20 protein-coding genes and 1 pseudogene are annotated in these 21,993 nt (G+C 44.7%); 16 read left to right on the top strand and 5 right to left on the bottom strand.

Annotated features, from left to right (window positions below; translation table 11 throughout):
- Positions 1 to 149 precede the first annotated feature (149 nt).
- The 16 genes and pseudogenes from tpiA (at position 150) to LQ983_RS03440 (ending at position 16,319) form a co-directional block, all read left to right on the top strand.
- Positions 150 to 941 carry a triose-phosphate isomerase gene (gene tpiA, locus LQ983_RS03515; protein WP_109103942.1) on the top strand — a complete coding sequence of 264 codons (792 nt, stop codon included), beginning with the start codon at positions 150 to 152 and terminating at the stop codon, positions 939 to 941.
- Between the two features lie 111 nt (positions 942 to 1,052).
- The gene (menB, locus tag LQ983_RS03510; protein WP_005701557.1) at positions 1,053 to 1,910 is read left to right on the top strand and encodes a 1,4-dihydroxy-2-naphthoyl-CoA synthase; all 858 of its coding nucleotides are present in this window, start codon (positions 1,053 to 1,055) and stop codon (positions 1,908 to 1,910) included.
- A 103-nt stretch (positions 1,911 to 2,013) separates the two neighbouring features.
- Positions 2,014 to 2,304 (top strand): annotated as a pseudogene (locus LQ983_RS03505) (nucleotidyltransferase domain-containing protein); the annotation flags it as partial.
- Positions 2,305 to 2,325: 21 nt separating this feature from the next.
- On the top strand, positions 2,326 to 3,327 hold the full coding sequence (gene menC / locus LQ983_RS03500; protein ID WP_230622597.1) for an o-succinylbenzoate synthase: 1,002 nt from the start codon (positions 2,326 to 2,328) through the stop codon (positions 3,325 to 3,327).
- A gap of 105 nt (positions 3,328 to 3,432) precedes the next feature.
- The gene (gene aroQ / locus LQ983_RS03495) at positions 3,433 to 3,882 is read left to right on the top strand and encodes a type II 3-dehydroquinate dehydratase (RefSeq protein ID WP_230621674.1); all 450 of its coding nucleotides are present in this window, start codon (positions 3,433 to 3,435) and stop codon (positions 3,880 to 3,882) included.
- Positions 3,883 to 4,029: 147 nt separating this feature from the next.
- Entirely contained in the window at positions 4,030 to 4,491 is a 462-nt protein-coding gene (gene accB / locus LQ983_RS03490) for an acetyl-CoA carboxylase biotin carboxyl carrier protein (protein ID WP_230621670.1), read from the top strand.
- Positions 4,492 to 4,532: 41 nt separating this feature from the next.
- A complete protein-coding gene (gene accC, locus LQ983_RS03485) occupies positions 4,533 to 5,879 on the top strand; it encodes an acetyl-CoA carboxylase biotin carboxylase subunit (protein WP_006717078.1) in 1,347 nt (448 codons plus the stop codon).
- Between the two features lie 59 nt (positions 5,880 to 5,938).
- The gene (locus tag LQ983_RS03480) at positions 5,939 to 6,214 is read left to right on the top strand and encodes a YhdT family protein (protein WP_230621669.1); all 276 of its coding nucleotides are present in this window, start codon (positions 5,939 to 5,941) and stop codon (positions 6,212 to 6,214) included.
- Positions 6,211 to 7,644, top strand: a complete 1,434-nt coding sequence (gene panF / locus LQ983_RS03475; protein ID WP_230621667.1) for a sodium/pantothenate symporter — start codon at positions 6,211 to 6,213, stop codon at positions 7,642 to 7,644. Before LQ983_RS03480 ends, panF begins: the two co-directional genes overlap by 4 nt.
- A 17-nt stretch (positions 7,645 to 7,661) precedes the next feature.
- Complete coding sequence (prmA, locus tag LQ983_RS03470; protein WP_230621665.1) at positions 7,662 to 8,546, top strand: 50S ribosomal protein L11 methyltransferase; 885 nt, start codon at positions 7,662 to 7,664, stop codon at positions 8,544 to 8,546.
- Between the two features lie 291 nt (positions 8,547 to 8,837).
- Positions 8,838 to 9,800, top strand: coding sequence for a tRNA dihydrouridine synthase DusB (gene dusB, locus LQ983_RS03465; RefSeq protein ID WP_230621663.1), 963 nt, complete (start codon positions 8,838 to 8,840; stop codon positions 9,798 to 9,800).
- A 20-nt stretch (positions 9,801 to 9,820) separates the two neighbouring features.
- On the top strand, positions 9,821 to 10,117 hold the full coding sequence (fis, locus tag LQ983_RS03460; protein ID WP_032997766.1) for a DNA-binding transcriptional regulator Fis: 297 nt from the start codon (positions 9,821 to 9,823) through the stop codon (positions 10,115 to 10,117).
- A gap of 159 nt (positions 10,118 to 10,276) precedes the next feature.
- Entirely contained in the window at positions 10,277 to 14,170 is a 3,894-nt protein-coding gene (gene purL, locus LQ983_RS03455; RefSeq protein WP_230621662.1) for a phosphoribosylformylglycinamidine synthase, read from the top strand.
- A gap of 49 nt (positions 14,171 to 14,219) precedes the next feature.
- Complete coding sequence (locus tag LQ983_RS03450; protein ID WP_230621661.1) at positions 14,220 to 14,852, top strand: DUF6037 family protein; 633 nt, start codon at positions 14,220 to 14,222, stop codon at positions 14,850 to 14,852.
- Between the two features lie 65 nt (positions 14,853 to 14,917).
- The gene (locus LQ983_RS03445) at positions 14,918 to 15,430 is read left to right on the top strand and encodes a hypothetical protein (RefSeq protein WP_230621659.1); all 513 of its coding nucleotides are present in this window, start codon (positions 14,918 to 14,920) and stop codon (positions 15,428 to 15,430) included.
- Positions 15,431 to 15,722: 292 nt separating this feature from the next.
- The gene (locus tag LQ983_RS03440) at positions 15,723 to 16,319 is read left to right on the top strand and encodes a transposase (protein ID WP_230621658.1); all 597 of its coding nucleotides are present in this window, start codon (positions 15,723 to 15,725) and stop codon (positions 16,317 to 16,319) included.
- Positions 16,320 to 16,403: 84 nt separating this feature from the next.
- Here the strand turns inward: LQ983_RS03440 and metK are convergent, their stop codons facing one another.
- The 5 genes from metK to LQ983_RS03415 all read right to left on the bottom strand — a co-directional run bounded on the left by metK (position 16,404) and on the right by LQ983_RS03415 (position 21,928).
- On the bottom strand, positions 16,404 to 17,558 hold the full coding sequence (gene metK / locus LQ983_RS03435) for a methionine adenosyltransferase (RefSeq protein WP_230621657.1): 1,155 nt from the start codon (positions 17,556 to 17,558) through the stop codon (positions 16,404 to 16,406).
- A 201-nt stretch (positions 17,559 to 17,759) separates the two neighbouring features.
- The gene (gene rpsO / locus LQ983_RS03430) at positions 17,760 to 18,029 is read right to left on the bottom strand and encodes a 30S ribosomal protein S15 (protein ID WP_021615823.1); all 270 of its coding nucleotides are present in this window, start codon (positions 18,027 to 18,029) and stop codon (positions 17,760 to 17,762) included.
- A gap of 78 nt (positions 18,030 to 18,107) precedes the next feature.
- Positions 18,108 to 18,872 carry a 2-succinyl-6-hydroxy-2,4-cyclohexadiene-1-carboxylate synthase gene (gene menH, locus LQ983_RS03425; protein ID WP_230621655.1) on the bottom strand — a complete coding sequence of 255 codons (765 nt, stop codon included), beginning with the start codon at positions 18,870 to 18,872 and terminating at the stop codon, positions 18,108 to 18,110.
- Positions 18,873 to 18,923: 51 nt separating this feature from the next.
- Entirely contained in the window at positions 18,924 to 20,630 is a 1,707-nt protein-coding gene (gene menD, locus LQ983_RS03420) for a 2-succinyl-5-enolpyruvyl-6-hydroxy-3-cyclohexene-1-carboxylic-acid synthase (protein ID WP_230621653.1), read from the bottom strand.
- Positions 20,621 to 21,928, bottom strand: coding sequence for an isochorismate synthase MenF (locus LQ983_RS03415; protein ID WP_006717104.1), 1,308 nt, complete (start codon positions 21,926 to 21,928; stop codon positions 20,621 to 20,623). The genes menD and LQ983_RS03415 overlap by 10 nt, the downstream gene beginning before the upstream one ends.
- Positions 21,929 to 21,993 lie beyond the last annotated feature (65 nt).

Raw genomic sequence — 21,993 nt, 5'->3', positions numbered from 1 at the left:
ATTTATACAGTAGATTGTATCTTTTTAGCCCAAAAGAATCATCTGTTACAAAGAAAATTTTTTAGAACTGTGATTTTTTACCAAAAAAAGCAGGCGTTTTTTGTTATAGTAGGCGCAGTTTTTATTCAATCATATTAAGGAGAAACAAAATGGCTCGTCGTCCTTTAGTTATGGGTAACTGGAAATTAAACGGTAGCAAAGCCTTCACTCGTGAATTGATCACCGGCTTAAAAGAAGAATTGCATGGTGTCACCGGTTGTGATGTGGCAATTGCCCCACCGGTCATGTATTTGGGGGAAGCTGAAAAATTATTATCAGGCTGTGGTTGTAGCTGTGGCGGTCAAAATATCATCCAATTAGGCGCGCAAAACGTGGACGTGAATGTGAAAGGTGCTTTCACTGGTGATATCTCCACTGAAATGTTGAAAGATTTTGGCGCGAAATACATCATTATTGGTCACTCCGAGCGTCGTACTTATCACAAAGAAAGTGATGAATTTGTGGCGAAAAAATTTGGTGCGTTAAAAGAAGCCGGCTTGGTGCCTGTGTTGTGTATCGGTGAATCCGAAGCGGAAAATGAAGCAGGCAAAACCGAAGAAGTTTGCGCGCGTCAAATTGATGCTGTTATCAACCTATTGGGCGTAGAAGCCTTTAACGGTGCGGTGATTGCGTATGAACCAATTTGGGCAATCGGTACCGGCAAATCTGCGACTCCGGCACAAGCACAAGCCGTGCACGCATTCATTCGTGGTCACATTGCGAAAAAATCCCAAGCGGTTGCTGATCAAGTGATCATTCAATACGGCGGTTCTGTTAACGATGCTAACGCAGCAGAATTGTTCACCCAACCGGATATTGACGGTGCATTAGTGGGTGGCGCGTCCTTAAAAGCCCCTGCCTTTGCGGTGATCGTGAAAGCTGCGGCAAAAGCGAAAAACTAATTTCATTTTGTCTTTGAGGGTCGGTGAATACCGACCCTTTTCGTTTTCAGATTTCAGAAACTTCCGCTATAATGACCACACTTTTTTAACCTTAAATTAAAGGAATTCCTCATGCAAAATCCAAAAGATGATGTTTTATATGCGCCGGTTGAGTGGGTTGATCACAGTGCGGGTTACACCGACATTCGTTATCACAAATCCACCGACGGCATTGCCAAAATCACCATCAATCGTCCGGAAGTGCGCAATGCTTTCCGTCCGCAAACTGTGAAAGAAATGATCACCGCTTTTGCCGATGCCCGTTTTGACGAAAAAATCGGCGTTATCGTGTTGACCGGTGAAGGTGAAAAAGCGTTCTGTTCCGGCGGTGACCAAAAAGTACGTGGCGATTACGGTGGTTATAAAGACGATAGCGGCGTGCATCATCTCAACGTGTTGGATTTCCAACGTGATATTCGTACTTGCCCGAAACCGGTGGTGGCGATGGTGGCAGGTTATGCCATTGGTGGTGGCCACGTATTACACATGATGTGTGATCTTACCATTTCCGCAGACAACGCCATTTACGGCCAAACCGGCCCGAAAGTGGGTTCTTTTGATGGCGGTTGGGGCGCAAGCTATATGGCGCGTATCGTTGGTCAGAAAAAAGCGCGTGAAATTTGGTTCTTATGCCGTCAATACAATGCACAAGAAGCTCTAGACATGGGCTTGGTGAACACAGTGGTGCCTTACGCTGAGTTAGAAAAAGAAACCGTGCGTTGGTGCCGTGAAATGCTACGCAACAGCCCAATTGCCTTGCGTTGTTTGAAAGCCGCATTAAATGCCGACTGCGACGGTCAATCCGGTCTTCAAGAACTTGCCGGGAACGCCACCATGTTGTTCTATATGACGGAAGAAGGCCAAGAAGGTCGCAATGCCTTCAATGAAAAACGCGCGCCGGACTTCGGTAAATTTAAGCGCAATCCTTAAAATAAAAAGTGCGGTCGTTTTTAAAAATATTTTTTTAAATCGACCGCACTTTTGTTATTGAAAGCACAATAATTTCTTTTCTGTAATTGTATAGGTAAAGGCGATGGATTTCGGTTTAACAGAAACAATCATTAAAAACATCGGTTGGCATTTACGCCATTTCCCTCAGGTTGAAACAGCAATTTTATTTGGCTCGCGCGGGAAGGGGAATTTTCGTGAAGACTCGGACATTGATTTAGCCTTAAAAGGCGATGGCATTACTGACGCCATGTTGCACGACATACAGCAAACTCTGTCGCAAACTACCGTTCCGTATAAATTCGATTTAGTCATTTATGACAAGATTACCGATCCGGTTTTACTGGCACATATTCAAGAGGTGGGCAAAATTTTCTATGAAAAGAAAGATTGCGCCATTCAACATCGTCGTTACCAACTTTTCCGTTATTCCATTCCGGTGGATTCTCAATTGATTTTGCGTAATCGCTTTTTGAAAAAGCGCGAAGGTCTTTTGGTAAAAGTGTGCTGTGGGCAAAATGAAGGTTGGGGTGAAATTGCGCCGTTGCCGGAGTTTAGCCATGAAACCTTAGACCAAGCGCAAGCCCAAGCCATCGAATGGCTGGAAAAATGGGATCAATCCCGCAGTTGCAACGTGAAATTGGATTTAACGGCGGATTTATATCCTTCTGTGGCGTTCGGGCTCAGTTGTGCGTTGATGGAAATGAAAGGACGTTTGGGTGACGAAGGCAACTATCAAACGGCGCCTTTATGTTATGGCGACCCGGATGAGCTTTATGAACCGCTGGATCAAATGCAGGGCGAAAAAGTCGCGAAAGTGAAAGTGGGGATGTATGAAGCCAATCGTGATGGCCTCATTGCCGACATGTTGTTAGAAGCGATTCCGGATTTGCAATTACGGCTAGATGCCAACCGTAGCTGGACGCCGGCTAAAGCGCAAATGTTTGCTAAATATGTGAAACCTGAGCATCGTGCGCGCATTCAATTTATTGAAGAACCTTGCAAAACCCGTGAGGAAAGTCGTCAATTTGCGGCAGAAACCGGCATTAACATTGCCTGGGATGAAAGTGTACGAGAACCTGATTTTCGTGTGGAAAAAGAACCGCACTTGGCGGCGATTGTGATTAAACCGACTTTGGTGGGCTCTATTGAACGTTGCGCTGAGTTGATTGCGCAGGCGCATGCGTTAGGTATTAAAGCGGTTATCAGTTCCAGCATTGAAAGTAGCTTCGGTTTAACCCAACTGGCGCGTATGGCAAAACAATATACGCCAAATGTCACGCCGGGCTTAGACACACTGGATTTAATGGATTACCAAGTCGTCAGAACCTGGCCGGGGTCGGAATTACCTGTCGTTGGCTTGGATTCGGAATTCATTACCGAAGTTATTTTAGATTAAAAGTGCGGTCATTTTTTCTGATGTTTTTTATAGTGGCGTTTTTACAGATTAGACCAGCCGAAAGCGAAAAATCATTATAATGCGCGCAATAAAAAGGAATGTGATATGTCATCAAAATACAACATTTTGCTGTTAAATGGCCCGAACTTGAATATGTTGGGTGTGCGTGAGCCAGGTCATTACGGGCATTTATCCTTAGCGGAAATTGAACGGCATTTGCAACAACAAGCGGCAAAACAGGAAGTTGCACTGGATTGTTTTCAAGCCAATAGCGAAGAAAAATTAATTGAGAAAATTCACCAAAGCTTTCAAAAAGTGGATTTTATTATCATCAATCCCGCGGCCTATACCCACACCAGTGTGGCGTTGCGTGATGCGTTACTTGCCGTTGGCATTCCTTTCGTTGAAGTGCATTTATCCAATATTCATAAACGAGAACCGTTTCGTCATCATTCCTATTTTAGTGATGTAGCGGAAAGTGTGATTTGTGGCTGTGGTGCGCAAGGGTATGATTTCGCATTACAGTTTGCCGTAAATTATCTTTCAAAAAAGTGAAGATCGGCGAAATTTAGCAAAAAATCGCAGAATTTTATCGCCAAAATAATGATTTTGAGGTAATCTCTCGGGCGAAAATTTATCTTAATCCATACCGTGCTTTTTTCAAAAGTGCGGTCAAAATCTAGCATATTTTAGGAAAAAACTATGGACATTCGTAAAATTAAAAAACTGATTGAATTAGTGGAAGAATCCGGTATTACGGAACTCGAAGTTTCAGAAGAAGAGGGTTCTGTACGTATTAGTCGTGCCACTGTTGCCGCTCCGGCAAATGTTCAGTATTCCATTCCAGCAGCTGCACCGGCTCCGGTTGCGGCGCCTGTTGCACCAGCTGCCGCGCCGGCAGCCCCTGCTGCTGCACCTGAAGAAGTTGCTGGTCATAAGATTCGTTCTCCGATGGTAGGAACGTTCTATCGTAGTCCAAGCCCTGAAGCGAAAGCGTTTGTTGAAGTGGGTCAAACCGTAAAAGTAGGTGATGCACTTTGCATCGTTGAAGCGATGAAAATGATGAACCGTATTGAAGCAGATAAAGCAGGTGTAGTAAAAGCTATTTTGGTAAATGATGGTGAGCCTGTCGAATTTGATGAGCCGTTGATTATTATCGAATAATTAACATAGCACACCATAATTTAAACAAGAATGGATTTATTATGTTAGAAAAAGTTGTTATCGCCAATCGTGGTGAAATTGCACTGCGAATTTTGCGCGCCTGCAAAGAATTAGGCATTAAAACCGTTGCGGTACACTCCACAGCAGACCGTGAGTTAAAACACGTTCTGCTTGCAGATGAAACCGTGTGTATCGGTCCTGCTCAATCTGCAAAAAGTTATTTAAATATTCCGGCAATTATTGCCGCAGCTGAAGTGACCGGCGCTGATGCTATTCACCCAGGCTATGGTTTTCTTTCCGAAAATGCGGATTTCGCCGAACAGGTAGAAAGCTCCGGTTTCACGTTTATCGGACCAACTGCCGATGTGATTCGTTTGATGGGCGACAAAGTGTCCGCGATTAACGCCATGAAAAAAGCCGGTGTGCCTTGCGTACCGGGTTCTGATGGCCCATTAACCTCTGACATCGCGAAAAACAAAGAAATCGCGAAACGTATTGGCTATCCGATCATTATCAAAGCCTCCGGTGGCGGCGGTGGTCGTGGTATGCGTGTAGTGCGTAGCGAAGAGGCGTTGGAAGAATCTATTGCCATGACGAAAGCCGAAGCGAAAGCGGCTTTCAACAATGACATGGTTTACATGGAAAAATATTTGGAAAACCCACGCCATGTGGAAATCCAAGTATTAGCGGACACCCATGGCAATGCGGTTTACTTGGCAGAGCGTGATTGCTCTATGCAACGTCGCCACCAAAAAGTGGTGGAAGAAGCTCCGGCACCGGGTATCACCGAAGAAGTTCGTCGTGATATCGGTTCCCGCTGTGCGAAGGCTTGTGTGGAAATTGGCTATCGTGGTGCCGGTACGTTTGAATTCTTATATGAAAACGGTGAGTTCTATTTCATTGAAATGAATACCCGTATTCAAGTGGAACATCCTGTGACGGAAATGATTACTGGAGTGGACTTGGTGAAGGAGCAATTGCGTATTGCAGCGGGCTTGCCGATTTCTTTCAAACAAGAAGACATTAAAGTCAAAGGCCATGCGATGGAATGTCGTATCAATGCAGAAGATCCAAAAACCTTCTTGCCTTCACCGGGTAAAGTGGCGCATTTACATTCCCCGGGTGGTTTAGGCGTGCGTTGGGATTCTCATGTTTACGCAGGTTACACGGTTCCTCCGCATTATGATTCCATGATTGCGAAATTGATTACTTACGGCGATACCCGTGAAGTCGCGATCCGTCGTATGCAAAATGCCTTATCAGAAACCATCATTGACGGTATTAAAACGAATATTCCGTTGCATGATCTGATTTTAGCAGACGAAAACTTCCAAAAAGGTGGCACAAATATCCACTATTTGGAGAAAAAATTAGGTATGCACGAATAAAACGTAGCATTAATAGAAAAAGTGGATCTCAGTCCACTTTTTTTATTTAGGAATGATATATGGACTTACAACAACGTTATAAACAAGCGACCAAAGAAGCCCGTTGGGCATTTGGCTTAACTTTGCTTTATGTGATTGGTTGGTGCTTATGTGCTTACTTGCCAAAAGGTACACAAGGCCCAATTGGTTTTCCTCTGTGGTTTGAACTGGCCTGCATTTACCTGCCGATTCTGTTTATTGTGGTCGCGTATTGGCTGATTAAAATTGTGTTTCAGGATATTCCGCTGGATGTGGAAGAGAAAAAACAACATTCGACAACGGAGCGTCACCAATGAACCTAGGGATTATTTTTCCGCTCATCATTTATTTAGCCTTTGTCTTTGGTGCAGCGATTTATGCTTATGTCAAACGTCAGAAAGGCGGGGATTTTCTTTCCGAATATTATGTGGGCAACCGTTCTATGACGGGCTTCGTGCTCGCCATGACGACAGCCTCTACCTATGCCAGTGCCAGTTCCTTTATTGGTGGCCCCGGTGCGGCGTATAAATACGGCTTAGGCTGGGTCTTGCTTGCCATGATCCAAGTACCTGCCGTGTGGTTGGCGCTTGGTGCGTTAGGGAAAAAATTTGCTTTGCTTTCCCGTGAGACCAATGCGTTGACCATCAACGATTTATTACTTTATCGCTATAAAAACAAATATTTGGTATGGATTGCCTGTGTCGCGTTGTTGATCGCGTTCTTTGCGGCGATGACCGTGCAATTTATCGGTGGTGCCCGTTTATTGGAAACCACCATTGGTATTCCTTACACCCAAGCTTTGTTAATTTTCGCTTTAACCGTGGGGATTTATACCTTCATCGGCGGGTTCCGTGCCGTGGTGTTAACGGACACGATCCAAGGTACCGTGATGATTCTCGGCACGATTGTGTTATTAGTCGGCGTGATTTATCAGGTAGGTGGCGTGGAAAGTGCGGTCAAAAAATTAACTGAAATTGATCCAAGCCTCGTCAGCCCGTACGGACCGAATGAGATGCTGGATTTCCAATTTATGGCCTCTTTCTGGATTTTGGTTTGTTTTGGTGTGGTGGGCTTGCCGCACACAGCCGTGCGCTGCATGGCGTTTAAAGACAGCAAAGCCCTGCATAACGGTATGCTTATTGGTACGATCGTGTTGACGATTATCATGTTCGGTATGCACTTGGCGGGCGCATTGGGGCGCGCCATCGTGCCGGATTTAACGGTATCGGACAAGGTGATTCCAAGCCTGATGTTGCAAGTGTTGCCACCAATTGTGGCGGGGATTTTCCTTGCGGCACCAATGTCGGCGATTATGTCCACGGTGGATGCGCAGCTGATTCAATCGTCTTCTATTTTTGTGAAAGACCTGTATTTGGCAGCAAAACCGCAGGCAGTGCAAAACCAAAAACGGATTGGTCGAATTTCCTCCGTTATTACGTTAATTTTGACCGCACTTTTAATTTTCGCGTCTCTTAATCCGCCAGATATGATCATTTGGCTGAACCTGTTTGCCTTTGGTGGACTTGAAGCCGCATTTTTATGGGTCATCGTTCTCGGACTTTATTGGGACAAAGCCAATGCTTACGGTGCGGTTAGCTCCATGTTGGTTGGCTTGATTTCGTTTATTTTATTCACCCAATTTGGCATTAAACTCTTTGGCTTCAACCCGATTGTGCCGTCTCTCGTCTTTGGCTTAGCGGCATTTTTGATTGGGAATAAAATCGGTGAGAAGCGCCATTCATCATAAAATATATAGGAATAAACATGGCTTGGATTCAAATTCGCCTAAACAGTACTAACGAAAAGGCAGAGCAAATCAGTGATTTTTTAGAAGAAATCGGCTCGGTGTCCGTTACTTTTATGGACAGCCAAGATACTCCGATTTTTGAACCCTTGCCGGGAGAAACCCGCTTGTGGGGCAACACCGATGTGATTGCTTTATTTGATGCAGAAACCGATATGAATGTGGTGGTGGAGGCACTTAAACAGGCGAGCCATTTAAATGAACATACCGCCTATAAAATCGAACAAATCGAAGACAAAGACTGGGAGCGTGAGTGGATGGATAATTTCCATCCAATGCAATTTGGTCAGCGCTTGTGGATTTGCCCAAGCTGGCGCGACGTGCCGGATCCGAATGCCGTGAACGTTATGCTTGATCCGGGCTTGGCGTTTGGTACGGGGACGCACCCGACTACGGCACTTTGCTTGGAATGGCTTGATAGTTTAGATTTGAAAGATAAAACCGTGATCGACTTTGGTTGTGGCTCCGGCATCTTAGCCATTGCGGCATTGAAGCTGGGCGCAAAAAGTGCGGTCGGTATTGATATCGATCCGCAAGCGATTTTAGCCAGCCGCAACAATGCAGAACAAAATGGTGTGGCGGATCGCTTGCAACTGTTTTTATCTGATGCAAAACCGTCGGACTTGAAAGCCGATGTGGTGGTGGCGAATATTCTGGCGGGACCATTAAAAGAGCTTTACCCGGTGATTAGCCAGTTGGTGAAACCAAACGGGGATTTGGGCTTGTCGGGCATTTTAGCCACACAAGCGCAATCCGTGTGTGATGCCTACGCCGAGCGCTTTGTGTTGGCGCCGGTGGCTGAATGCGAAGAATGGTGCCGAATTACCGGTAAGCTAAAAGCGTAACGCGGCATAAACGTCAACGTACGATAAAACTAAAAAGTGCGGTGGAAAAATATCATGTTTTTCACCGCACTTTTTGTTTTACGGTACTCAATAAACGAGACAATTTACCTATCAAAGTCAATTCTTTTGTGGCAAATTTTTGCAGAAATTTGGCAAATTGAATTGAATCTAAAAAATTTATAATTTGTATAAAAATTACCCTTTGCAAACGCATTAAAAGTGCGTATGATAGCGCACCTTGTCGGTTGGCAGCCGAGTTTGGTCAAGTTATGGGAAAGTTGCGGAGTCATAATGCGCATTGGTCATTATCAATTAAAAAATCGCATTTTATTGGCACCCATGGCGGGAATCACCGATCAACCTTTCCGTAAAATCTGCGCCCATTACGGAGCAGGTTTAACCTTTTCAGAAATGATGTCAACCAATCCGCAAGTGTGGCATACCGAAAAATCGAAATTGCGCTTAGCGCACCACCAAGATGCCGGTATCAATGCCGTACAAATTGCGGGTTCCGATCCCGATGAAATGGCGCAAGCCGCTCAAGTGAACGTGGAATACGGCGCTCAAATTATTGATATTAATATGGGCTGTCCGGCGAAAAAGGTGAATCGTAAAATGGCGGGATCCGCCCTTTTGCAATATCCCGAGTTAGTTCAACAGATTCTTGAGAGCGTCGTGAAATCTGTCAATGTTCCGGTAACGTTGAAGATTCGCACCGGTTGGGATACGGAAAATCGAAATTGTGTCGAGATTGCTAAAATCGCAGAGCAAAGTGGCATTCAAGCGTTAACCGTGCATGGTCGCACGCGTGCCTGTAAATTTGAGGGCGTCGCGGAATATGACTCGATTAAAGCGGTAAAACAAGCTGTTTCCATTCCGGTGATTGCCAATGGCGATATGATTTCCCCACAACAAGCCAAATTTGTGCTCGATTATACGGGGGCAGATGGCGTAATGATCGGTCGAGGGGTGTTAGGCCGACCTTGGGTGTTTCAAACCATGGTGGGGTTGGTGGAACACAATTCGATCGTGACCGAACCAAGTTTAGAAGAAAAGTGCGGTGTAATTTTGCAACATATCCGTGAGCTGCATCAGTTTTACGGTGATGAAAAAGGTTACCGAATCGCACGTAAGCATATCGCTTGGTATTTACAGGATATTCAACCTCATTCTGTTTTCAAACAAGATTTTAATGCGATCACTTCCGCTTCGGCGCAGTTAGACGCATTAGAACAATTTTTTCGTTTAATTTGATTTAATTAATGGATAGAACAATGTTAGAACAACGTAATCCGGCGGAAGCATTAACTGTTTCTGTGCTGAATTCTCAATCTCAAGTAACCAACAAGCCATTACGCGATTCTGTGAAACAGGCTTTAAAAAATTACTTATCCCAATTAGACGGTCAAGATGTCAACGATCTTTATGAGTTGGTATTGGCAGAAGTTGAACATCCAATGTTGGATATGGTTATGCAATATACCCGTGGTAACCAAACCCGTGCAGCGACAATGCTTGGCATTAACCGCGGTACATTGCGTAAAAAATTAAAAAAATACGGTATGGGTTAGTTTTTAGCTCATTTTTCATTCTCGCCCTTGTCCTTTTGACAAGGGCTTTTTTATTGTTTTTTTCCTATTTGTTTTCTCGCGCAAACGTTTTCGTTTATCCCAATTTCCTTTATAATAGCCCGCAATTTTTGTTTCAATTCAACCTCAAAGGTAATCCTCATGTTTCAAATTTTCCGTGGCTCACCTGCCCTTTCCGAATTCCGTATCAATGGCTTAATGCAAAAATTCCAACAGCAACAATTACCGGTAAAATCCGTGTATGCGGAGTATGTGCATTTTGTGGCATTAAACGCCGCCCTTTCTGCTGAACAGGAAGCCAAACTGAAAGCCTTGTTACATTACGGTCCAACCTTGGCAGAGCACGAAGCCAAAGGGGAAAGTTTTATCGTGATCCCGCGCGTCGGCACCATTTCTTCTTGGTCGTCCAAAGCCACCGATATCGCCCATAACTGTGGTTTGAACCAAGTAGAACGTATTGAGCGTGGTTTGGCGTATTACTTTGAATTGACACAGTCGTTAGATGAAAAAACAACGGAAAAACTGACCGCACTTTTATATGACCGCATGATGGAAACTGTAGTGCGCAAGGCAGACGAGGCGGAAGTGTTGTTCCGTCAACAAGAACCGAAGCCGTTCAAAACCGTGGATATTTTAAATGGCGGACGCAGTGCTTTAGAAAGTGCCAACGTGGAGCTGGGCTTGGCATTGGCGGAAGATGAAATCGATTATTTGATGGAAAATTTCACCGCACTTGGACGCAATCCGCACGACATTGAGCTGTATATGTTTGCGCAAGCCAACTCGGAACACTGTCGCCACAAAATTTTTAACGCCGACTGGATTATCGACGGCAAAAAACAGGATAAATCCCTGTTCAAAATGATCAAAAATACCTTTGAGAAAACCCCTGATTTTGTGCTTTCCGCGTATAAAGACAATGCAGCGGTTATGGAAGGCTCCAAAGCAGGACGTTTCTTCCCGGATCAAGACGGCATTTACCGTTATCATAATGAAGACACCCACATTTTAATGAAAGTGGAAACCCACAACCACCCGACTGCCATTTCTCCATTCCCGGGTGCGGCAACCGGTTCTGGCGGTGAAATCCGTGACGAAGGCGCGACCGGTCGCGGCGCAAAACCAAAAGCCGGTTTGGTGGGCTTCTCTGTGTCCAACTTATGCATTCCAAACTTTGAACAACCTTGGGAAGCGCCGCTTTCCAAACCGAACCGTATTGCTTCCGCCTTAGACATTATGCTGGAAGGCCCCCTAGGTGGCGCGGCGTTTAACAACGAATTCGGTCGCCCTGCATTGATCGGCTATTTCCGTACTTACGAACAAAAAGTGAATAGCTTCAATGGCGAAGAAGTGCGCGGCTACCACAAACCGATCATGTTGGCAGGCGGTATCGGCAACATTCGTGCCGAACACGTGCAAAAAGGCGACATTCCGGTGGGCGCAAAACTGGTTGTGCTTGGTGGGCCTGCCATGAACATAGGCTTGGGTGGTGGTGCGGCGTCTTCGATGGCATCCGGTAAATCGAAAGAAAACTTGGATTTCGCCTCCGTACAACGGGATAACCCTGAAATGGAACGTCGCTGCCAAGAAGTGATAGACCGTTGCTGGCAGTTAGGCGACGACAACCCAATCGCTTTTATTCACGACGTGGGCGCGGGCGGTTTATCCAATGCTATGCCGGAATTGGTGCATGACGGCGGCCGTGGCGGTAAATTTGAGCTCCGCAAAATCTTAAGCGACGAGCGCGAAATGAGCCCGTTGGAAATCTGGTGTAACGAATCACAAGAGCGTTATGTGCTTGCAATTCATCCGGAAAAACTACCGCACTTTGAGGAACTTTGCCGTCGTGAACGCGCGCCTTATGCGGTGATCGGCGAAGCCACGGAAGAAGAACATTTAACCTTACATGACGAGCATTTCAACAACGATCCGATTGATTTACCAATGGGTGTGTTGCTCGGCAAGACCCCGAAAATGACCCGCGATGTGCAAACGGCAAGTGTTAACGGCGAACCGCTTGAACAAAGCCAGATTCAATTAAAAGAAGCGTTACATCGCGTACTACGTTTGCCTGCGGTGGCAGAAAAAACCTTCTTAATCACCATCGGTGACCGCACGGTGACCGGCATGGTGGCGCGTGACCAAATGGTCGGCCCGTGGCAAGTGCCGGTGGCGGACTGCGCAGTGACCACGGCGACATTAGACAGCTACTATGGCGAAGCCATGTCCATGGGCGAACGTACGCCGGTAGCATTACTCGATTTCGCTGCGTCTGCCCGTTTAGCCGTGGCAGAATCCCTCACTAACATTGCCGCCACGAATATCGGCGACATTAAACGCATTAAATTATCTGCCAACTGGATGTCTGCCGCAGGCCACAAAGGCGAAGACGCGGGCTTATACGCGGCAGTGAAAGCCGTGGGCGAAGAGCTTTGCCCGCAATTAGGCTTAACCATTCCGGTGGGCAAAGATTCCATGTCCATGAAAACCACTTGGCAGGAAAACGGCGAGCAAAAAAGCGTGACTTCGCCGCTTTCTTTGATTATCAGTGCTTTTGCCCGCGTGGAAGACGTGCGCAAAACCGTTACCCCGCAATTACGTACTGACAAGGGACAATCGCGCTTGTTGTTGGTGGATTTGGGCGAAGGCAACAACCGCTTAGGTGCTACGGCGTTAGCGCAGGTTTATGCACAACTTGGCGACAAACCGGCGGATGTGGTCAACGCCGACACACTGAAAAACTTCTTTAACGCCATGCAGGACTTGGTGGCACAAGAAAAATTATTGGCATACCACGACCGCTCCGATGGCGGGTTAATCGTCACCTTGGCGGAAATGGCATTTGCCGGACATTGTGGCGTGGCTGTGGATATCAGCGCCTTGGGCGACAACGATTTAGCCGTGTTATTTAACGAAGAGTTGGGGGCGGTGATTCAAGTGCGCGACAGCGATTTGAGTCTCGTGCGCGATGTCTTCGCTAAACACAATGTGTTGCACTTAGTGAAAGAATTGGGCGCCGTGACTGAAGACGACGAAATCGAAATCACCCGCGGCAACAAAGTGTTACTCAATGAAAAACGTTCCGAATTGCGTGGCATTTGGGCGGAGTTGACCCATCAAATGCAACGCTTACGCGACAATCCGGAATGTGCCGACCAAGAATTTGCCGCGAAGAAAAATCCGCAGGACAAAGGCTTCTCCGCCAGTTTAACCTACGACCCGAGCGAAGACATTGCCGCGCCTTATATTGCCACCGGTAAACGTCCGAAAGTGGCGGTATTGCGTGAGCAAGGCGTCAACAGTCATGTTGAAATGGCGGCAGCATTTGACCGCGCCGGCTTTGAGGCTATCGATGTTCACATGAGCGACTTGCACAATCGCCGTTATGACTTGCAACACTTCAACGCCTTAGTGGCGTGCGGTGGTTTCTCTTACGGCGACGTGCTCGGCGCCGGCGGCGGTTGGGCGAAATCTATTTTATTTAACCCGCACTTACGGGATCAATTCAGCCAATTCTTTGAACGTGAAGACACACTCGCCCTTGGCATTTGTAACGGCTGCCAAATGCTTTCCACCCTGGCGGAAATCATCCCGGGCACAGAAAACTGGCCGCGTTTCGTGCGCAACAAATCCGAACGTTTTGAAGCCCGCGCCGCCTTGGTTCGTATTAACGAAAGCAACTCCCTGTGGTTCCAAGGCATGGCAGGTTCCCACATGCCAATTGCCGTTTCCCACGGCGAGGGCCGAGTGGAATTCAAAACGCTCGCAGATCTAACCGCACTTCAAGCGCAAAACTTGATTGTGGCGCAATACATCGACAACAACCTTAACCCGACAGAAGTGTACCCAGCGAACCCGAACGGCTCCGCACTCGGCATCACCGCCCTTTCCAACACCAACGGCCGCGTCGCCATCATGATGCCACACCCAGAACGTGTTTTCCGCACCGTGAGCAACTCATGGCATCCGGAAGAGTGGGGTGAAGATGGGGCTTGGATGCGGGTGTTTAGGAATGCGAGGGTGGTTTTGGGGTAATGGTGAGCAATATAACAATATTTTTTCTCGATGAACTAAGGAGGTAATAATGCCTATTAGATTTCAAAATTTGCCAGAGTTACTGAATGATATGAATCGTTTAGGGTGGATTATTGATTCTTTTCCTTTTGAATATAATGGTAAGCAAACTATAGTAATTCTTACTCTTTATACTCCAAAAGAAAGAAAACCTAGTGAATATGCTCAAGTAAAATTAGAATTTATCAGTCAAGATGATGCAAATCATAGTATACAAGCATATGCAGATTTTTATGAGGTTCACTTCAATTCAGCAACAGAGTTTTTTGATTTCTTTGATATAAATCGACTTGATGGAAATAGATTTCGAGAAATCTTTATAAATTTTTCTGAATGTTTTGCTAGGGTTATACCTATGCAAAAAGTGATTAATAAACCACCATTAGAGCGAGAGCTTATAGGACGAAGAGCGGAAGGAAATAACCCTAATGCTATCTATTGCTTTGATGTTAGAAGAAATGGGAGAAGACCGGATGGTACTCCCAATTCTCGGAGCATAGAAAATAGTAATAAAGCTGAAATGTTAAGACCTGAGTTATATCAAAGGTATAGACATGATCCAAATTTAAGTTTTTTCTTTAGTGATAATCGTAATGAAGAAAAAACAGATGAGGAAATTATTAATCTTGTTGCTATAAGATAATGTACTTTATTGCAATAATATGTACGGTTAGATATGTTTAGAAAAAATAACTTAAGGGGAAATCTATGTTATCTATATTAAATAAACTGAAAGAAAGCGTTCGAGTTCAGAAAGAAGATGGTACGGTTAAGGGACCATATGAAGCCTCTTTTATTGAAAATATTATTATTGTTAGTGATCTTAAAGCAGATATTACACAAGGTGATAAAATTATTCGTAAATTACCAAATGAAAATGATGCATATTACTATGTTACAAAGGTAGATTGTTATTCTAAAAGTCTAGGCGGTATCCCCCCTCATTACCAAGTAAAATTCACCCAAGTTCCTCCATCACAACCAATGGAAAAAAATATACAGAATATTAACTTTCATGGTTCACAAAATGTTCAAATAGGAGACTATAACACCCAAAACATTACTAATACGTTTAATGAATTAATTCAGAAAATAGAGAATTCAGCAGCTTCTGAAACAGAAAAACAACAAGCAAAATCTTTACTCAACCAATTTTTATCTCATCCACTTGTTGTTTCTATTTTAGGTGCAGCTACTGAAGCAGGTATCGGTTTACTATAGCCTATTTCCCCCCTGGTAGCGCGCGTCTCCTGACGCGTGCTTTTTTATGCTCTGAATTTTGGACACTCCCATGATAGCGCAAGCGTCCACGCTTGTGCTTTTTTCATTTTAGTTACAGGCACAAGCGTGGACGCTTGCGCCATCGTAGTCCGATCTGTAATGCTATCGTAATCCAATTGTAATTCCATCATAATGTCATCATAACTTAATAGAGTTTTGATTTTTTACTTCAGTAATTTATTTTTTGCGATCTTCTTCAAAAATCTGAGTTAAATTTAGAGTGAATTTAGTCATGTCTACTATTTTGCTTATCGGAGAGTTTTTAGAAGGTAGGAAGATGAGTAGAAAGTATAAATTTAATGATAAGAATGGCGTTTATTTTATTAGCTTTTCAACCGTATATTGGATTGATGTCTTTATTCGTGATTGTTATTTTGAAACGATGATGAGTGCATTGAATTATTGTCGTGAAAATAAGGGGATGAAGATCTATGGTTACTGTATTATGCCAAGTCATGTACATTTATTATTTCAGATAGAAGAGAAAAATCCTTCTGATGTCATTCGAGATTTAAAAACATTTACCTCTAAAGCACTACTAAAACAAATTGCAGAAAATCCTCAAGAAAGCCGCAAAGAATGGCTACTTTGGATGTTCCAGAGAGCAGCGAAAAAGTATAGTTATGTAAAGCACTACCAATTCTGGCAACACCACAATCAACCCATCGAAATTCATTCCGATAAATTTTTTGACGAGAAACTAGACTATATTCATCAAAATCCGGTGGTGACCGGGTTTGTGTCTGAGCCGCAGGATTGGAAATATAGCAGTGCGAAAAACTATTGGCAGGCGGTTGATCCTGTTTTAGACATTGATGTACTCCACTAAAAGTGCGGTCAAAAATTTCCCTGTTTTATTCAAATAAAAAAGGATAAGCCTTTTGACTTATCCTTTTTTCATTTTGATTCAAGATTATTTTAATCCTGCTGCTGCGCGTAACTCTGCGGCACGATCGATTTTTTCCCAAGGGAATTGTTCGCGACCGAAGTGGCCGTAAGCTGCTGTTTGGCGGTAAATCGGTTGGATTAAATCTAACATTTTAATTAAGCCGTACGGACGCAAATCAAAGAATTCACGTACGAGGCTGACCAACAATTCATTGGCGACTTTGCCTGTGCCGAAGGTTTCGATCATGATAGACGTCGGTTCGGCAACGCCGATAGCATAGGAAAGTTGGATTTCACAACGATCAGCAAGGCCGGCGGCAACGATATTTTTCGCCACATAACGAGCGGCATAGGCGGCAGAGCGGTCAACTTTCGATGGGTCTTTACCGGAGAATGCACCGCCACCGTGACGGGCTGCGCCGCCGTAAGTATCCACGATAATTTTACGGCCGGTTAAACCACAGTCACCCATTGGGCCGCCGATAACGAAGCGGCCGGTTGGGTTGATGAAATATTTGGTGTCTTTGGATAACCAGTGCGCCGGCAATACCGGTTTAATGATTTCTTCCATCACGCCTTCATGCAAATCTTTTTGGCTGACGGTTTCAGCGTGTTGGGTTGAAAGCACCACAGCATCAATGCCGACAATTTTATGATCTTCATATTTGAAGGTTAATTGGCTTTTTGCATCCGGACGCAACCAGTCTAATTTGCCACTTTTACGCACTTGTGCTTGACGTTCCATCAAACGGTGGGCATAAGTGATAGCAGCCGGCATAAATACATCGGTTTCATTGGTGGCGTAACCGAACATAATGCCTTGGTCTCCTGCGCCTTGATCTAACGGATTTTCACGATCCACTCCTTGGTTGATGTCGGAGGATTGTTTGCCAATCGCGTTTAAAACAGCACAGGAATGACCGTCAAAGCCCATTTCAGAGCTGGTGTAACCGATGTCGCAAATGACTTCACGGGCTAAATTTTCAATATCAACCCAAGCAGAAGTAGTGATTTCACCGCCCACTAATGCCATCCCGGTTTTCACATAGGTTTCGCAGGCAACGCGGGCTTTCGGGTCTTGTTTAAGAATTTCATCTAATACCGCATCAGAAATTTGATCGGCGATTTTATCCGGATGTCCTTCAGAAACGGATTCGGATGTAAATAAATATTGGCTCATTGTTTCTCCGGCATAATTTTATACAGAATAAATGTAAGGATATTTGGAAGTATTTCCATCTGGACGGCTATAATACGCTTTTAGGCTAAAAATGCAACTTGTCAGAGGGATTTTGTCCATTTGCTATTAATAATGGCATCGGTAAAAAAGAAAAAACCCTCAACAAACGCTGAGGGTTTTCGATTAACACAACTAAAAAGATTAGCGACGTAAACCTAAACGAGCGATTAAGCTGCTGTAAAGTTCAAGATTAGTACGTTTTAAGTAATCTAAAAGTTTACGACGACGGGAAACCATGCGTAATAAACCGCGGCGACCGTGGTGGTCTTTTTTGTGTTCAGCAAAGTGTGCTTGTAAGTGGTTGATTTGTGCGGTTAATAAAGCGATTTGAACTTCGGAAGAACCGGTGTCTTTACCATCGCGACCAAATTCAGCAACGATTTTTGCTTTTTGTTCAGTACTTAGAGACATAATAACTCCTAATATGAAGTGGTTAATGATACATCGTTCGCCGATCTCTAATTCAGCGACGACAAAGGAGTGCAGATTTTAGCCATTGCGCGGCGAAAAAGCAATGAATTTATCTTGTAATAACGCATTTAATTGGGTTGCAAATGCCGTTGGATTTTCTTGATGCGCATTATGTCCTGCCTGTGGAATCAGTATCAGGTTCAACTGATTTTCTAACGCCATTTGTTTGAATTTATGATCCCGTTCGCCGCAGAAATACTCGATCGGATAAGGGCTATTTTTGACGTAAGGACGTAAATCCGGTTGTTTGGCAAGAGACGTTGCTAACAGCATTTTGGCAATATTGTCGCCACAGTTGGCTTGGCGTTTTTCGATCAACGCTTTGCGTTGGTCTTCCGTTAAATGGGCGAAGATGGGTTGCTGATACCAGTCATTCAGTACGGAAGTCGCGGTTTCATGGCGAAAACGTTGTGCCCAAAACACATCATTTTCCCACCGCACTTTTTTGTCTGCCTCATTCGTCAATCCAAGATTGCCGCCTTCAATAATCAGCCCTTGCAGGTTGTATTTGTCTTGTTGACTACAAAGAGCGTAATACAGTGCGATTCTGCCACCGAGGGAGTAGCCCACTAAAAAATACGGGTGATTTCCTACCGCACTTTGGATGTGTTGTGCCACGTAAGCGCAGGAGTCATCAAAATCCCGTACAGGGTGATTTTTTGCGCTACCGTGGAAAGGCAAATCCAAGGCCATGCAATGAAAGTGCGGTAGATTTTCCGTGAGTTTTTGCCAGTCGGCTTGGGTGCCGAGTAAGCCGTGTAAAAAAATGAGGTAAGGTTTCATCACATGAAAAAAGCAAACTGGCGTGTGCGAGTTTGCTTTTGATCTTTCCGTTTATTCACCGACAACCGCATAGCTGATTTGGTCGATGAGGCGTTTGTAAATGGTGCTGCCGTCATTCGGCGCGACTTTAATTTCGATGACAGTGGCTTCGCGACGTGAATAGGCCTGTTTTAGCACAGAGCTTAAATCCGCCCAGGTATAAGGACGGGCATATTTTAAATCGAACATGGACGCCACTTGGGAAAACTCGGTGTGGTGCGGCATACGATAGAACTTGTCTTTGACTTCGGCATCCACCGGCAACATATCAAAAATTGCTCCGCCGTTGTTATTGATAATAAACAAAATGGTCGGTTGGGTAAGTTTTTTGAACAATGCCAACGAGTTTAAATCATAAAGCGCAGAGGTATCGCCCACTAAGGCGACGACCGGCTGGTTAGAGCCGATACCGATGCCGGCAACAGTGGCAAGTAAACCGTCAATACCGCTTGCGCCACGATTAGTATGAATCGGATAGCCTTCCGGCAATTTGGTGAGCGCATCCACTAAACGCACAAATAAACTGTTGCCGAGGAAAAGGGTGCCATTGTTCGGCAGTAAACGTTCAATATGGTGGGCCAAGGAAGCTTCATTTAAATTGCCGCCCACTTGCTGCTCAATAAAGGTGGCGCAGAATTTGGATAACGCCAACGCTTCTAATAACCATGGTTTTTGTCTTAACGGCGGGTGGGCGCGTAACCAATGATGAATTTTGGCAACAAAACGGGTGTGGGAATGATGGTAAGGATCCACCGCTTGCGGGTTTTCATCCACAATCCAATATTCGTTTTTAAATTCGGCTAAAAACTGGTTAATGCGTTTGCTAATAAAACGGTTGCCAAGCTGAATGACAATATCTGCTTGCAACATTTTTTGTTTCACCATTTGATTCGCCAGCCAAATATCCGCATAAGGCAAACTGGCTTCCACGCCGGATTGAATATCGGTCAGCAACACCCAGCCCATGGTATTTGCCCAAGAAGCAATGCCCATGGCTTGTTCTGCCGGCATTCTGCCTGCCACAATAATCCCGCGTTTGGTGCGCCATTGATCCCAGTGTTCGTGAATTAACACTTCTTGATGTGGCGCAGGGTAGGTTGTCCAACTTTTATTTTGGCTTAACCAACGTTGAACGGGCGCTAACCAAGGGTGAACGTCAATTTCTTCTGCATTGGCATCATATAACGGCTCGGCGAAAGGTACATTGATGTGAATCACGCCTGCTTCTTCCGCTTGTTTATGGCAGGCTTGCTCAATTTTTGAAATCAACCAGCTTGCTGCATAATCTTGGCTTGGGCGCGGAAGATTCAAATTGGCAAGGGGATAATCGGCAAACATATTTTCTTGCAAAATTGCCTGATTCGCACCGCACTCTAAGAGCTCCGGCGGACGATCCGCAGTGAGTACAATCAGATTGACGTGACTTTGACGGGCTTCAATGATTGCCGGGTATAAATTGGCGGCAGCGGTGCCGGAAGTGACAATAACGGCAACGGGTTTTTTGGTGGATTTTGCGATGCCAAGAGCAAAGAAACCTAAACCGCGTTCATCAAAATGTGTATGGCAAAGGGCACGATTGGCATTTTGTAAACGTACGGCTTCCAATGTCAGTGGGGTCGAACGCGAACCGGGCGCGATACAAAAGTGGGTTACGCCTTGACGCACAAGGGTTTCCAAGATCACTTTCGACCAACAACGATTAAAGACGCTTACTGACATTTTTGCTCTCCGTTTTCAGATTTCGTTATTTTTAATAATGAGATTAATCCCGCGGCTTTGCGCTCGATCTCTTGCCATTCTAGCAAGGGAACTGAGCCTTCAACAATACCGGCGCCGGCAAACACATGAATTTTGTCTGCTTCAACAAAGGCAGAACGAATCGCTACACAAAACTCCGCTTGTTGTTGATTAAAAAAGCCTAATGTGCCCGCATACCAACTGCGATCGTAATGTTCAATTTGTTGTAACAATGCTTTCGCTTTTTGTTGCGGCAAACCGGCAACGGCAGCCGTCGGATGAATGGCTTGCAAACAGTTTAAGTCGGTACAGTTATCGGTTAAAAGTGCGGTGATTTCTCGGCGTAAATGTTGTACTTGACGAAGCTGTTTGATGCCGAGGTTGCCTACTTCAATGTGTTTCGTAAAGGGCGCTAAATTGGCGCAAATCCCATCCGCCACTAATTGGTTTTCATGAATGTTTTTCTTGTCGCTAAGTAACCAATCAGCTTGTTTACGATTGGCTTCATGATCCTCGCTCATGGGCGCGGTGCCTGCGAGGGCCTCTGTTTTTAAATGACGCTCATGACGCGCATACAACCGTTCCGGCGAAGAGCCAAGGAAACTTGTTTTGTCATCTTGCGTGAAAAGAAAGTGGTAGCAGCCTTTATTGTAAATTTCACTTTGCGCTAAAAAATCCTTGGCATTGAGTGGCTGATTGAGGGCAAAGGTGCTTTTATTAGCTAACACCAATTTGGTCACTGTTTTTTCATGAATTTGCGCCAGAGCCTTTTCTACCCAATTTGCCCATTGTGTTGGATTTGCTTGTTGTTCAATCAAATCCGCTTGGCTTTGAAGCGGTAAAAGTGCGGTCGTTTTTTCAAATGTTTTTAAAACCTGTAATGCTTTGTCTTTATTGTGAATAAGATTATCTTGGTCAATAAAAACCGTGACATTAATTTGATTATCGCGCTGTTCTAACACTAACTGTGGCAGAAAAAAGGTGGTTTGCCCGTAAAATTGAATGCCGCCGAAAAGAGGCAAATTGTGTTGATTCACGAAATCTTGCGCCGCATCTAATTGTTGAAATCTACGAACGGCGCCAATCGTGGCAAAACATTGTGTTGTTTGCTGTAATTGAAAATAGAATTGCGGATAGTGCGGTTGTGCTTTTAGCCAACCTAATAAATCAACATCGCATTCGGCTTGTGCTGAACAAACCGCAATGTGATGAGGTTGATTTAATTGTAATGCATTAATTTGATTGATTAATTGCGTTTTAAGTGATTGCAAACTATCCATTTTGAAAAAGCATTGTCTTTAACGGGAAAATAAGTTAAAAATGAACCGCAATTCTACCGCACTTT

The sequence above is a fragment of the Aggregatibacter sp. Marseille-P9115 genome (assembly GCF_920939465.1).
Lineage (GTDB): Bacteria > Pseudomonadota > Gammaproteobacteria > Enterobacterales > Pasteurellaceae > Aggregatibacter > Aggregatibacter segnis_B.
This window is presented reverse-complemented; position numbering and strand designations above follow the sequence as displayed.